The sequence below is a fragment of the candidate division WOR-3 bacterium genome (assembly GCA_016926475.1).
Classification (GTDB): Bacteria; SDB-A; SDB-A; order SDB-A; family SDB-A; genus JAFGIG01.
On record JAFGON010000003.1, the window covers coordinates 20,968 to 35,780 of the forward strand.

Genomic DNA, 14,813 nt, shown 5'->3' on the forward strand with positions numbered 1-14,813 from the left:
TGTCCATAAACTTCACTGGCTTGATTTAGAACTTAACAGAGATTAGAATACAAAAAAAGGAGGTCAATCATTCATTCTTTGATAGTTTTCTTTTTATGCCAAACTTTCGCCGACCCTGTACCGTGCGGAGAAAGCATATTTTTCACAGACGAAAAAAGAGAATCTCTTTACATTCTGTCTGAAGAGACCGAAAGGGAAATCTTTCGCGGATCGGGCTGCGGCAGGTTTGTCTTTTCATCTCCTTCCGGAACGAAGATTGGCTTTAAATTCATTGACGAAAATGGCATGCAGACCCCCATGGTCTATGATGTTTACAAAAACGAATTTTCAGAACTTTCCCATCCCCGCACTGTCGTAGGGCAAGTTTCTTTTACACTTGACGACAGACCAGCGTATACAACTGAAAACGAGCTTATAATTGACCCTTTGGGAGAAAATATATCGGTGTATTTGGGCTTATACGCCAATATCTGCCCAATATCACCCGACGGTAGCAAAGCTGTTTACAACGATTTAAACGACGCTCTATGGACGGTTAATACATCGAGTGGAGAAAAGAGAAAAATTACTCCCGATGGCTCGGGTTTTTGCTGCCCTGAATGGTCAAAAGACGGAAACAGACTTCTTTTTACAAGCCTCGAAGGCGGGATATTCGTATGGAAAAGTTTGAACTCAGCCCCAGAATTCGTAGGAGAGGGAATCAATCCCTCTTTTTCCCCGGATGGCGAAATGGTGGTTTTTGAGAAAAATTTTCATCGGAGCGAAATTCTCGTCAATTCGGATATATACCTCTGGCTTTCAAGTGAAAAGCAAATTTTCAGAATCACAAACACCGACAGTGTAAAAGAGTCTTGCCCCGTTTTTACCGGGGAGCGCGAAATAGCATATTTAATTCAAGAAAAAAATTCCATGGTTTTCGCGAAAATTGAAAATGCTCAACTTGAAACAATCAGGGTTGAAGAACTGCAAATCCCCGAGAAAGAGGGAATTTACAAGCCGGTCGAATGCCATGGGAAAGGGGACTCTCTTGACGTGCCTTACATTCATCAGGTCTATGACACCCCTGATTGGTTCAACGGTCATTGGGCTTGCGCTCCTTCAACGGCGACAATGGCAATAGCCTACTACTGTCTTCTTCCAAGCTGGAGGTGTCAGTGCTCATCTCCATATTCACACGAGAGCCTTTTCGGGAGGTATATATGCGAGAGATACATGTTCAACGAAACCGATTACAATCTTTCAGCAAACGATCCAGCCGGGACGCCGGCTTACGGAGGTTACGGTTTTATGTGGAACGGGACTTCTTCCCCTCATACTACGATGGCTCAGTATTTTTTAAATCACGGTTTAAGCTCTTCTGGCGATGATTCTCCTACTTTCAGCGAAGTCGTAATTGAAATCGGAAGCGGCTTTCCTCATTCGTTATGCGTCGGGCTGACTTCTTCGGGACACTTGGTTCTCGCCGTCGGCCAAGTTCTTACCTGGCACACTCTCATTTTCAACGATCCTTACGGAGATAAAAACACACCGGGTTACCCGAGTTACGACGGGAAATTTGTCAGGTATGACTGGCCTGGATACAACAACGGTTATCAAAACCTGAACCAGGTCTATTGGACAGTGACATCGAGAGGAAATTTTCCAGCGACAAGCGATACTTTGGTCGATGACAGACATTTATCAAGCGGTTTTTATCTTAACGCAGAGAATCCTTCTTCAATGAGATTTTGGAGAGACGCTCTTTCGGGTTTTCAGGGGCACAGCTGGTGGACTTATTCTACGGAATGCTCCATAGACACTTGTTACGCCACATGGACACCTGAGCTGGCAAACCCCGGAAATTACCAAGTCGCGGTTTATATACCTCCGACAAACGCTTTGGCGTCATCGGTGCGCTACCAGATTCACCATTCGACAGGCGTAGACACGGTTCATGTAGATCAGTCTCAATATTCGGATGAATGGATTTCACTCGGCAGTTATTATTTTGAAGACGCCGGAGGCTATTTGTATTTAGGAGATGCGACAGGAGTTCAAGGACAGAGGATTGCTTTTGACGCCGCTGTGTTTTCAGAGCAGATTTCTTTCGTCGAAGAAGATGAAAGTGTCAACCCGCCTGTCGTCTGGGCAAATTTTCACGGAGATTTTGTCGTCATAAAATGCTGCAGTGCGGGAAATCAATCTTTTCCGGTATTTATTTTTGACCTTTCGGGAAGACTCGTTTTTTCAGAAGAAATCCAATTAGATCAATCCGGTGTTACAATGAGCCAAACATCAGGTCTATCCGACGGCGTGTATTTTCTAAAAGTTTATAACCGTGGGGTAGAAAATATCATCAAATTATTAAAAATAAAATAAAAAAGCTCTAAATATCAAATTTCGAGAGTTTCAATGATTTTCTCAGAAAGGTCGTTTAATGTAAACGGCTTGATAAGGTAGTTGTCAAAACCGTATTCTCTGTATTGTGATATTGTCAAATCGTTTGAATAACCGCTTGATACAAGAGCTTTTACGGAAGGATTCGATTTTCGGATTTCTTTTATGGTTTCTTTACCTCCCATCCCGTTTTGCACGGTGAGATCGAGAATGACCAAATCGTAAGGTGATTTTCGAAGTTTATCCAAAACTTCTTCTCCGTTCCTGGCGGTGTCGGTTTTGTAACCGAGCTCTTCCAACATCTTTGACGTGACTTTTATGACCATTTCTTCATCGTCCATCAGAAGAATATTAGCCCTGCCGCGCTTTATTTTTTTTGATTTTTCATGGTTTTGAGAAACGTGGGGTTTTTCAGAAGCCGGTATAATAATCTTGAATGTTGTTCCTTTTTTTATTTCTGATTCTGTTTCAATTATACCGTTGTGATTTTTGATTATTGAATAGACTATGGAAAGCCCAAGGCCGGATCCGTTTTCTTTTGTTGTGAAATATGGGTTGAAGATTCTCATTATATCATCCTGAGGTATGCCAATACCGGTGTCTCTTATGGTTATCTCGACAAATTTTCCCGGTTTCAGGTAATACAGATACTTGTATTTCTCAATTTGCTCTTTGGAGAGAGAAATGTTGCAAGATGAAATTACAATTTTACCTCCCCCGGGCATCGCCTGGACAGAATTGAGCACAAGGTTCTGTATTACTTGAGAAAACTGTCCTTTATCGATGTCAACGACCCAAAGATCCTTATCGAAGTTATATTCAACACTGATGTCCTTTCCTCGGAGGATAAAGCTTGCGGAGCTTTTTATTATTTCGGGAATTGAAGACGCTTCTTTGAAGGGAATCCCGCCTTTGGCAAAAGTCAGAAGCTGTTGAGTCAAATCGGTCGCTTTTTTTATTCCTTTTTCGGCTTCCCTTAGGCTTTCTTTTAAATCTCCTTCGTCGGGGGTGTATATGTTTGCCATTGAAATATTGCCGCTTATGGTCGTCAGTATGTTGTTGAAATCGTGAGCTATGCCTCCGGCGAGAAAACCTAAAGATTCAAGGCTTTTCATTTTTGAGAGCTGATCTTCAATCTGCTTTCTTTCGGTTATGTCCAATATGTGGGTTATTATTTTAATGTTTTCTTCTCCTCGAAGCGCGAAAGAGTTCAAAAGAGTCCAAATTACTCTTCCTGATTTATTGTAGAAGCGTTTTTCAAATTGAACATTGTTTTTTTCTCCCGCTGTCAAGGAATTCAAATATCGCATGGATTTATACAAGTCGTCGGGATAAGTTAAATCGGTGAATTTCATTTTTAAAAGTTCTGGTTCGGTGTATTCGAGTATGTTGCAAAGAGATCTGTTGACAGCGATATATCTTCCTTCGGGATCCATTATGCTCATGCCTACGGGTGCATTCTCGAAAGTACTTCTGAATTTTGATTCGCTGAGTCTGATTTTTAAATCGTTTTGAATTCTTGTGATAATGTCTCCCAAAAAGGGAGCGATCTGGGAGAGAATTTTGATTGAGATCTCGCTGAAATTTTCATAAGTGTGAGAAGCCAGATTCATGCACGCTACAGGAGAATCCTTGTAAAAAATCGGTATTACCGCAAGAGACTTGATGCCTTCGTTCAGAACAGCTGAAAAATCTTTTTCAACAAGTTCTTTTTGGGGGAAAAAAGACGGTTTTTGTTTTCTGGCTATTATGCCTTTTGGGGAGTCCTTCTCGTATCTTTCAATTTTTTTAACCAAAGAGTCCTTTAAACCGGAGTGTGCCGCAAGGGTCAGTCCTCCTGTGTCTTGGTCGGTTAAATACACCCCTCCGCTGTCAACTTCTTCTATGAATTCGATGTAAATATAAAGTATGTAATTCAGGGCTTCGGACAGATCGTTGGTCTTGCTTGTCTTTACAGCAAGTTTATGTTGAAGTTTTAAAATATTTTCGTTTATTTTTTTTTCTGTGATATCGTCTGAAAGGCCGAGAAGTATTGAAGGTTTGCCTTTTTCATCGGTAACAGGCATCTTTATCGTATGAAGCAACCTTCTTCCTGATTTTGGAGAATCTATCGGTTCTTCGGGAATGTCGTAGACAGTGTTGTTTCTGAGAGTTTTTTCGTCCATCTTTTGAAAAAATTCCGCTTGTTCTCTCGGGAAAAAATCAAAATCATTTTTTCCGACGACATCTTCGCTTTTTAACCCGTAAAAGTTTTCGCTTGCTTTATTCCACATGAGAAAGTTACCCTTTTTGTCTTTGGCGTAAAGTGAAATAGGAATGTTGTCAATTATTTTTTCAAGAAACTGTTTGTACTCGAGTTCCTTTATCATTCTCTGTTTTTTCGCCAGAGCGGCGGAGATATTGTTCGATACAAATTCGAGTATGTTTTTATGGAAGCTTCCGTAGGAAAGGTTTTTATCGTAGGACTGAACGACAAGGGCGCCAATTACTTCATCTTCGTATTTCAAAGGAACTCCGAGCCAGCTGAAGGCTGATGTGCCTTGAATTTCTAATCCGTTTTGGCAGAGAAAATCGCCGATTTCAGGTTCTGTGAGCAGGAGAGGGATCCCCTTCTTGACTACGTAGTCAGTCAGACTGTTTTTCACTGGCCTTGGTTCTGGACGCGAGTCGTAGAGGTCAATATAACATGGGAAACTCAGGGCGTTTCTTTCTTTTTCATAAACCGCAAGAAAAAAATTTTCGGAGGGTATGAGATCTTTAATACTAAAATGGATTTTGTTGAAAAGATCTTCCAATTCGTCTTTGTGAATCATCAGGTCGGAGATTGCAAACGCGACTCTCTGCAGGTCTTTTTTTAGTTTGTCTTCGCTCACATCTGAAAAAGCTATGATAATGCCTTTGAACTTTCTGTTCTCTCGCATGTCTTTTGCTCTGCCTGAGACGTATTTATCGGTAGAGTTTTCGAGAACTATTCTCAGGTCGAAAGGAAATGATTCTCTTGGTTTAGAAAGTATATTCTCGAAAATCTCTTCGGCTTTAGCTCTGTCGTCAGCGTGTATGAATTCGAAAATATTTGTTTTGGAAGTATTTTTGGAGCATTTGCCGGAAAATTTTTCTAGATTTTCCGAGTGTGAGACAATATTGCCCTTGGTATCTACAATCAGCAGGATTTTCTCAAGACATTCAAGAACATCGTTTTCAAAAATTTCAGATAACGGCATAGGTAAACCTTAAAATTATTCTATTCAATTATTCCTAAAAGGGCAAATAAAAAAATCAGTTAACCCTGTTGTTCTCAATGAAAGCGAATATTTCTTCTATGTCGGGAAGTTGTTTGATTTCGTATAATTTTGCAAAAACTACGATTCCTTCAGAGGATACAATAATGTTTGCCCTTTCTGAAAAGCCGTTTTTAAAACGGAAAACACCGTATTCATCCGCGATTTTCCCATGAGGCCAGAAATCAGAAAGTATTTTTAGTTTTTTTATCTCTAAATTATCTGCCCATGCTTTTTTTGAAGGAACAGGGTCGACGCTTAAACCGAGAGGCGTTACCCCAAGCGACATGAATCTTTCGTGGTTTAAATCCAGATCCTTCATTTGTTCTGAACACACAGAAGTCCATGCGAGGGGATGAAATGACAGCAAAACGGTTCTTATACCGAAAGACGATAATCCAACGTCTTCGCCGTTTTGGTCTTTTAAAATGAAAGACGGCGCTTGTGAGCTCACTCCTATCATTTTTTTCTCCTTTCTTGCAATGAAACTATATCATCGTAAGTTATGTATATTCCCGAAATATTTCCAAGGATGGGAGGATTCTTTTTAGCTGTTTTTAGCAGCGAAGATAATGCTTTTTTGAATATTTTTTTGTCGCCTTTTTTTTTCAAAAATAAAACCCAGGCGTAATCGGCAAAAATTTTCAGATATATATTTTTGCCGATGGTTGCTTTAGCCCGTATTTTGTCGAAATCATCCTTGAGACCGCTTAGTTTGCCCGATTTCATTAAAATAAGCATTTTGTTTGTCCTGGCAACTATGTTTATGTGAGGATAGACTATGTCAGAAATTTTGATAGACCTTTCAATTTTTCTCAAAGCCTTTTCGAACAAGCCTTTTTCTGAGAGAAAAATAGCGTGGTTCATGGATAAATTTGCCAAAGTCCAATTGTAGCCTATCTTTTTAGAACATCTCAGGGCTTTTTTAATATAAAATACTGCTTTATCGATTTCCCCGAGCAAGAAATACGTTTCGGCAATATCGTTGAATAGGTATTCCATTGAATGATACTCTTTTACGAGTAGAGATGATTTTAAAAAATAATTCAGGGCGGATTGATAATCATTTTTTGCGTAAGCTATGAGACCTCTTCTGTGTAGGTAGTTGAATTGATTGTCTTTTTGCTTTGTTCTAACTTGATTTTTGCTAAATAAATCCAAATATTTTTCAGATTCTTCTATTTTACCCAACCTCCAATAGACGTCTGATAAAAGTATGTAAAGGAATTCTTTGTTTTGCCCTGAAGACAACAAAAGGGCTTTTTTGTAAGAGTATATGGATTTTTTCAAATCCATATTGAAAAAATGATAAAGCCCTATGGATTTATACAGTTCGTATAAAAGCAACAAATCGTTTTTCTTTTTTGCCCAAAGAAGGCATTTTTTCATACAGATGTCGTGGCCGCGGGTGTTGCCCTGGATGGAATAACTTTCCGCTTTTTTAAACAGAAGTTTATACATTTCATCTTCATTTTTTGCGAGTTGTTGAGCAAGTTCTATGTATTTCAAAGCTTTTTCCGGATGTTTTTCGTTTAAAGCGCTTTGGATACCTCTCATGTAAAGTGGAAAAGCATAGTCTTTTTTCCCCGCCATATGATAATGATAAGCTATTTCCCCGTTGAGTGTTTCTATGGATTCTTTGTCTTCGGAGAGAATTTTCGCGGTTTTAAGATGTATCGTCTTTCTCTCAAAAGAAACAACGGAATCTTGTAAAACCTCTCTAAAGAAAGGAATTTTAAAATTATAAATTCCTCTTCGCGTTTCCAATATTCCCTGAGCAGAAGATTGAGAAAGGTAAAGAGGTGTTTCAGGATCGCCAGTGAGTTTGGTTAAAATACTTTCGGAAAACGAATTTCCGACAATAGAGGCAGTTTTCAAAGTGTTTTTGATTTTTTTATCCATAGTGTTGAATTTAGCCATCGAGACGAGAGCGATATTTTCAGGGACCCTTCTCGGAATTTTTTTAAGAGAAGCCGAGAGTGCTGTTTTTTTGAGAAAAGAAAAATTTTCCAAGTAGTTTATCAACATTGAGGAGAAAAGAGGATTGCCTTTTGTAATATTGACAATGTAATGAAGCAGAGGTTTTTCAATTCTTTTGACACCCATCTCTTTTGATAGCAGTTCAGATGTGTTTTTAAAACCGAATGGTTTTAGCTTAATTCTGGCGAATTTTTCAATATCGAAAGCAGATCTCGAAGTAATTATTATAATACTTCCGCTTTTTTCAACAAAATCCATAAGTTTGTCCAAAAGAAGCAAGTCAATGCTTTTCATATCGGCGTCGTCTATGAGAAGGGCGAATGGAATTTTCGATTTTAGAGCGTTTGCTATCCTGTCGGAATATATACCGATTCTTGAGGCCTGGGAAATGGAAGAAATATTTGGCAAATCCGCAGAGTACCGGATCTGATGGATGATTTCTTCCGACAAAAAAACAGGTGAATCGTCCCTTTTTTTTACGGCGAGTATCACGTTGTAATCAGCCAAAAGAAAATTTTTAATCTTTTCCAAGAAAGCTGTTTTGCCTATGCCTTGTTCTCCGGTAATTTGAATGGCGGATTGGTTTTCCCGAATCAAATCTTTTGCTTGATTCAATTCATTAATCCTGTCTACAAAGAACATCTTTTTTTCTTTGATTCCCTCCAATCGGTAGTAGTTTAATTTATCCGGATACTTGGGGATTGACGTTTTTTTGAATCTTGTGAATTTGACTTTTGATGGCAGAAGATTCTTGAATTTTTCAGAAAACAATATTTCGTTTTCTGTTGCTATTCTCGTGAGCCTTTCTGAAAGATTTATGTCGTCACCGATGGCCAAAAATTTGGATTGATCTTCCACGTTTAAAGTTCCCGTGTAAGCGTAACCGGCAGAAATACCAATTCTGGAATTGTTTGAATTTAGCTGATCTGATTTGAGAATTTTTTTTGCGCAAAAAAGTATGTTTTCAAAAGATGTGTCGTTATCAGTTCTATGCCCGAACAATATCAACGTCTTGAAACCTGTCTTTGAAATACAATCTATATCGCAGATCTCTCCGTTGAATTCACTCAACGTTTCGCCGGTTGTATCTATGAATTTTTTAAAGTTAAAATCTTTTGGCGCCGAGACACCTATCATCATGGAAATGACAACTCTGTGCTCTGGATTTATTATCGCAGGGTATTCGATGTCGTTTGCCAAAAAAAAGGGAATATTCTCTGATTTCTCGATCAGGGGGAGCGGCTGAAAATTGCTTTCTTCTTCTTTTAAATCAAGATCTGACAGTATCTCTTTTGAAGGGCCTTTTATGATCGAAAAACGCTTGTCTTTCCAATAGAAATTTTTGTGTTCAAAATCATCAATGATAAGAGCGGTTTTAACGCTAGTATTGATTTCTGGAAAAACCTTTTTGTACTTATCCAACCTCTCTTTAAGAAGTTTTCTTATTATACTTACTGTGTATTCTGATGTTTTGGAAAAGGGCAGGGAAACAAGTACAGAATCTCCCGCAGCGTTTATGAACTGTCCGCCTAATGCTTGTGAAGTCTGAATAAAAAGACCGTATAGCACATTAACGAAACTGGCGATTTCTTCAAGCCCTTCTTTCCCTCTCTTCGATAGGGTTGCAACAAGTTTGGTGAAGCCTGATATATCGGCATAGAGAAGCGATGATTTGTGTCTGTATTTTTCATCTGATTGCATGTTAGAAGATTTTCAATTTCACGGCTGCTTTTTGGGCGAAACGCGATGCGTGACGCAAAAGAATGTTGAACGGAGATTCTAAATATTTGTCCCACTTCAGGCTCTTTTCGAGAAAAACATTTTTACCTGTCAGCTCGAACAGTTTCCATGTGAGAAGAACATGATATTTGTGATAGTCTAAATTGGCAATCGGTCTATGTTTGAAAAGAGAGTAGTACGTCCAAAAACCCGTGTCGTAAAGGCTGATATTATTTTCCAGTGATAAAACCAACTCATCTTTTAATGTATGAAATTGCCTGTCTTTAATCAACTCGCATACATCGAACAGACCTAATAAAGAAACAATCATACCATTCAAAACCAGACTTTTGGGATCGGATGCATATTCTTCCAGAGCGACCGAGCCGTCAGGAAACTCTGAACGGACTCCTCCTTGTTTTACGGTATAAAAGAACGGTTTTATGGCTTCAGAAGAAGCTTCCAAAAAACTGACTTGTCCTGTAATTTCATAAGCTCTTGTGAAAACAGATGAAGCCCTTCCCTGCGCCATCGCCGAAATCCAGGGCGGTTTCAAATTCATATGACCGAGAGGAAAATCGAATTCAAAAATCAAACCTTTTTTGCAGGATTTTCCTTTTTTAAAAAGCCATGAGCTGATTCTGATGAATTCGTCGAGGTGTTTTTGATTTTTTTTCAAAAGGTATACCTGCAAGTTGTAAAGTGCGTAATGGCAGATGAATATTACATTGTATTCAACCCCCCATGAGTATTTATACATCGGAATGTTTTCCGAGTCGAAAACGAAGTTTTCGTACATACCTTCTCTGACGTCTTTGAAACCCAGATCAATGTGATAAGGCGTGGGTAAATTACTCATTGGAGATGATTTTTAAAATAATTTTCAACCTAACAAACCGTTTTCCCTGAAACTGTAAGCTTTTTTTTCCGTGACTATAATATGATCCAAAAGACTTATTTCTATTCCGGATAGAATTTTTTCAATCTTTTCGGTGAGTATGACATCTGCCTGAGAAGGTTCCGGGTTTTGTGACGGATGGTTGTGAATGAGTATAACCGAAGAAGCTTTTTTCAAAAGGGCTCTTTCCATGATTTTTCGAGGATATACATCAGCTTGACCAACCGTGCCCTCCGAGACAGTGAAAAGTTCAAGGACTGACCCGGCGTTGTTTAAAAAAATCGAATACACATGTTCGTCTTTAAGGCTGCCGATTGAGGGGCAGAGATTTTTTTCAATTTCGTCAACTGCGTCTTTTGAATTTCTAATTTTCTTTGTTTTTATGTTCTGTTTTAAAGCTCTTTTGTAACATTCAGCGGTGAAGAGAATTCCAAAAGCGGCATGTTCTTTTACGCCGGAAAAGCTGATTAAATCTTCTTTGTCTGCGTTGAACACTTCGTGGAGAGTTTTGAATTGCTTTAAAATTTCCTTTGCCTGCGGTCTCATGTCTTGTCTTGGTCTTCCGACGGTCAAAAGGAGTTCAACTATATCCGTATCTGAAAGGGAATCGATACCTTCTGAAAGGTATTGATCTCTCAGCCTCTTCCGGTGTCCTTGTCTGTGTTTATCGGGATTACTTTTCGATGATTTCATCAGTAATTTTCCCGAGAAAAGGATCTCTCGCACCCATTGTAATAAAGGCATCGTATTGAGAGAGGTTTACACTTTTCCAATTCAATTCTCCACTCGTCACTGTTAAATCATTGTTGAAAGATTTTACCAGTTCTTCGAGCCATTTTGAATTAAATTGTGTCTCCTTGATGGTTCCTCCAGTGTAGAAGACTTCAAATAAATGCAGACAATCCTTTTGACCCAGCAAATCTGCAAAAATACGGGCGATCTCTAATCCAAATAGTTTCAAGGGTCCGAAACCGTGTGGACGGAAAGCGATGAAAATATTTTTATGTCTTTCTTTAAGAGCTCTTATTGAAGCATTGATTTTTGCCGGATTATGGGCAAAGTCATCGTATATTTTGGTTTTTCCCCGCTTGCCTTTGAATTCAAGCCTTCTTTTGATAACCGGCAGGCCCAGTAAAGCTTTTTTGACTATTGAAAGTTCAATTCCGAATTCAACACAGGCTTTTATGGCCGCCACACAATTTTCAACGTTATGACGACCGAAAAGTGGAACATCGTATACTTCACCTTCGAGCATGAATTTCGTCCAGGTTATACCGGTTTTATCTTCAAAACTGTCCATGACAGAATGATCGCTTGTATATACTAATCCGCAATCGATAAGGCCATGGCAGGAATAATTGACAAAGCATTTTTTGCTGTTAAAGCAAAAGTCTTTAAACATACTTGTCAATTTTTCCAACTTAAAATGATCCCTTGTAATATTGAGAACAATTCCGATATCGGGTCTGTAAAGATGGAGTTTGCCGTCGCTTTCGTCTGATTCGACAACGAATAATTCTTCTATGTCTTTTTGAAAATAAGGCTCTCCTTCGCTGCCGGTGAAAACAGCGGGTTTTCTTCCTGATGTTTTAAGGACATGACCAATTATCGTGGCCGTGGTGGTCTTGCCGCTGGTCCCGGCAACGCAAATGGAGTATCCGTTATTGACTATCTGTGCCAAAATCTCTGATCGGCTGATTACCGGGACGCCTTTTTCGAGGGCTCCTTCTATCAAAGGGGTGGAATCCTCAACAGCGGCACTTCTAATCAGCAAAAAAACCGATTTTTCAAATACCGAGAATTTTTCGCCGACTATTTTTACTCCGAGATTTTCGAGGAATGATCTTTTTCCGTCGGCTTTGCCCATATCGAAAAGCCGGTCTGAACCTATTAGACGGAATCCTTTTACGGCTAAATAAGCCGCGAGTACGATCATTCCTGAACCGGCCAACCCCGCAACGTAAATCAGTCCTTCATTTTTTAAATCGGTATTTAAAGAAAAATGCATGTCCAAATTTTCCTGCATGAAGTGAAAAATAATGCACAAAATTCGAAAAAGTAAAAAAACATCAAGGATTTCATGGAAACCGTGTGGTTTTTATAATACGTTTCTAACCTCTCTTTTACTTCTGGAGCTGTTGCTTTGAGTTAAATCCTGCAGTCTTTTAACTTATATAATCTTTTCGTCGATAATTCAAATAAATACTTGTAAATACGCAGTTTTATCAATGTCCATGACTTGACAATATACTGTAGAGGTGATATTGATAAATTGGTAATTGTTTGTAGTATCAAGATTTTAAGGGCGGTAAAGAGGGTTTATTGGCTGAGTGAAAAAGCTTGTTAAAGACATTGGTCAAATCATCACCATGAACGAAGGGAAAATACCCAAAAGAGGAGATGATTTAAAAAAGATAGGACTGATAGAAGGGTATGATTTGCTTATGGAAAACGGGCTCATAAGCGAAATCGCCCCAGTCGGTAAATATTGCGCTTCAGACGTAGATGAGGTTTTCAGCGCTCAGGGCTTGAACGCCTTGCCAGGTCTTGTTGATTCACATACTCATTCGGTTTTCTGCGGTTCAAGAGTCGGAGAGTTTTACGAGAGAGCATCCGGAAAGGATTACCTTGAAATTTTAAAAGACGGCGGCGGAATACTCAGTACCGTGAGAAGCGTCAGGAAAGCCTCGGAAAGAGAATTGGCGTCTTTTTCTTCAGGTTTTATGAAAAAATTTATTGACTTAGGAACGACGACAGTAGAAATAAAATCCGGGTACGGTTTGACAACCGAGGATGAGATTAAAATTCTCAAAACGGTAAAAAAACTTTCATCCGAGATTGACACCGTGCCGACTTTTTTGGGAGCGCACGCAATTCCGGAAGAATACAAAGACAGAAAAAAAGAGTATGTAGATTTGATAGTGAATTCGATGCTTAGGGCTGTATCTGAAAAAAAGCTTGCGATTTTTTGCGATGTTTTTTGTGAAAAAGGAACTTTTGATTCAAATGATGCTCGGAGAATAGCCGAAGCGGCGACAGCCCTAGGATTGAGAATGAAATTTCACGCCGAGCAATTTACAAGATCCGGAATAGTGGAGCTGGCTCTTGAATTCAGTGCTGCATCTGTGGATCATTGCGTGGAAATCACAGACGAGGATATTGACATGCTGTCATCATCTGAAACCGCAGTGGTTTTCTTGCCTGGAACCGAACTGGTGTTAAATCAAATCAATTACGCCCCCGCGAGAAAGGTTATTGATAAAAACTGCATTGTCGCTTTGTCTACAGATTTCAATCCGGGGAGTTGTCCTATCCAATCTCTTTGGACGATAGGCGCTCTCGCTGTATTGAAATTATCGATGTCCTTTGAAGAAGTTCTAAACGCTATAACTGTCAACGCGTCTTATTCTCTAGGTCTTCATGATAAAGCCGGGTTAATCAAAGAGGGATTTTGGGCAGACATAATTCTCACTGAAGTAAGGGATTTCAGGGAGTTGTTCTATTACCTGGGAAGCAACCCTGTAAGGGTTGTTATCAAGAAAGGAAAAGTAGTAAAATCTGAATTATGAAAAAAGAAGAAGTTGAAATTTTCAAAAAACTTTTTGAATCAGGGAAATGGGAAGAAGCCCAAAGATTCAGCGAAAAAGTTCCTAAAGAAAACATGCTAACAGAATTCAAATCGGTTATTCTTTTCAACACAAATCAAAAAAAGCAGGGAGAAGAAATTTCATCTGAGCTTATAAAAAACTACATAAAAAAACACGAATTTTTCGATTGCTTGGCATACATGGAATTGATGAGAGTTTTTTGCAAAAAAAATTACAGGAATTACTTTAAGATTCAAAACAGAATTTTCATTCAAGCGAAATTTTGGTCTGGTCTACTAGAAGTCATAAGGGATATTTTTCTGACTTACAGTTCTGACGTCGAAAGTGTCTCACAATACGTCGAATCTTTGACAAGCTTTATAGGAAATAAAGATGCTCTAAAAATGGTGGAAGACATCATCACTATCGTAAAGACAAAAAAAGTAATCGACAATGATTCCGCTAAATTGACAAAAGAAGGACTCGATTTTTCCGTCCCCCGATACTTGGAGAAAATCGGTTCTAACGAGAACGCTGCTTATTCATACATCAAAATAGCAAAAAAAGCCATTGAACTCGGGAGAAACGAAGAAGTTAAGAGTTCGATTGAAGCTCTTGAGAGGTTGGGTTACGGGGGGCTTATTGAAGTCAAAGAGTTGAAAAAAACCATCGAAAGCAACAAGAACAATTATCTTTTCGGAATAAGCGATAAAAGTGTTTCTGATACTGTAGTAAATTTCATTGACGGAGCTTATGAAAGAATACCGATTGAGGCTCCAGAAAACCACGCAAAATACGCGCAGTCACTTTTCAAAAGAGCGCTTTACGAGCAAACCAAAAACGAGTATCTGTTTTCAGTTCTCACTTACCCACTTCAGCTGAGAAAAACTTACATCGAAAATTTATTTTCCGAACTTTCCAACCAAGATATAGATTGGGCAAACGAAGTAATGGATTTTTTCATTAATTCTGGAA

At 38.9% G+C, this 14,813-nt stretch carries 9 protein-coding genes; 3 read left to right on the top strand and 6 right to left on the bottom strand.

The window, feature by feature from the left end:
• Positions 1–78 precede the first annotated feature (78 nt).
• Positions 79–2,358: a PD40 domain-containing protein gene (locus JXA84_00140; protein ID MBN1149612.1), complete on the top strand. Its 2,280-nt coding sequence runs from the start codon at positions 79–81 to the stop codon at positions 2,356–2,358.
• Positions 2,359–2,372: 14 nt separating this feature from the next.
• Here the strand turns inward: JXA84_00140 and JXA84_00145 are convergent, their stop codons facing one another.
• From JXA84_00145 to JXA84_00170, 6 genes are read right to left on the bottom strand one after another with little or no spacing between them, the layout of a single operon-like run.
• A complete protein-coding gene (locus tag JXA84_00145) occupies positions 2,373–5,597 on the bottom strand; it encodes a PAS domain S-box protein (protein ID MBN1149613.1) in 3,225 nt (1,074 codons plus the stop codon).
• A gap of 55 nt (positions 5,598–5,652) precedes the next feature.
• Positions 5,653–6,117: a redoxin domain-containing protein gene (locus JXA84_00150; GenBank protein ID MBN1149614.1), complete on the bottom strand. Its 465-nt coding sequence runs from the start codon at positions 6,115–6,117 to the stop codon at positions 5,653–5,655.
• Entirely contained in the window at positions 6,114–9,335 is a 3,222-nt protein-coding gene (locus tag JXA84_00155; GenBank protein MBN1149615.1) for a hypothetical protein, read from the bottom strand. Before JXA84_00155 ends, JXA84_00150 begins: the two co-directional genes overlap by 4 nt.
• 1 nt (position 9,336) lies before the next feature.
• A complete protein-coding gene (locus JXA84_00160) occupies positions 9,337–10,212 on the bottom strand; it encodes a hypothetical protein (GenBank protein MBN1149616.1) in 876 nt (291 codons plus the stop codon).
• A 24-nt stretch (positions 10,213–10,236) separates the two neighbouring features.
• The gene (locus JXA84_00165) at positions 10,237–10,944 is read right to left on the bottom strand and encodes a RadC family protein (GenBank protein ID MBN1149617.1); all 708 of its coding nucleotides are present in this window, start codon (positions 10,942–10,944) and stop codon (positions 10,237–10,239) included.
• On the bottom strand, positions 10,925–12,277 hold the full coding sequence (locus JXA84_00170; protein ID MBN1149618.1) for a hypothetical protein: 1,353 nt from the start codon (positions 12,275–12,277) through the stop codon (positions 10,925–10,927). Before JXA84_00170 ends, JXA84_00165 begins: the two co-directional genes overlap by 20 nt.
• A 304-nt stretch (positions 12,278–12,581) precedes the next feature.
• On the opposite strand from JXA84_00170, the gene JXA84_00175 reads away from it, so the two are divergent.
• Both JXA84_00175 and JXA84_00180 read left to right on the top strand, forming a co-directional pair.
• Positions 12,582–13,820: an imidazolonepropionase gene (locus JXA84_00175; GenBank protein ID MBN1149619.1), complete on the top strand. Its 1,239-nt coding sequence runs from the start codon at positions 12,582–12,584 to the stop codon at positions 13,818–13,820.
• A partial coding sequence (locus JXA84_00180; protein ID MBN1149620.1) for a hypothetical protein occupies positions 13,817–14,813 on the top strand: 997 nt, incomplete at its 3' end. The genes JXA84_00175 and JXA84_00180, both read left to right, overlap by 4 nt.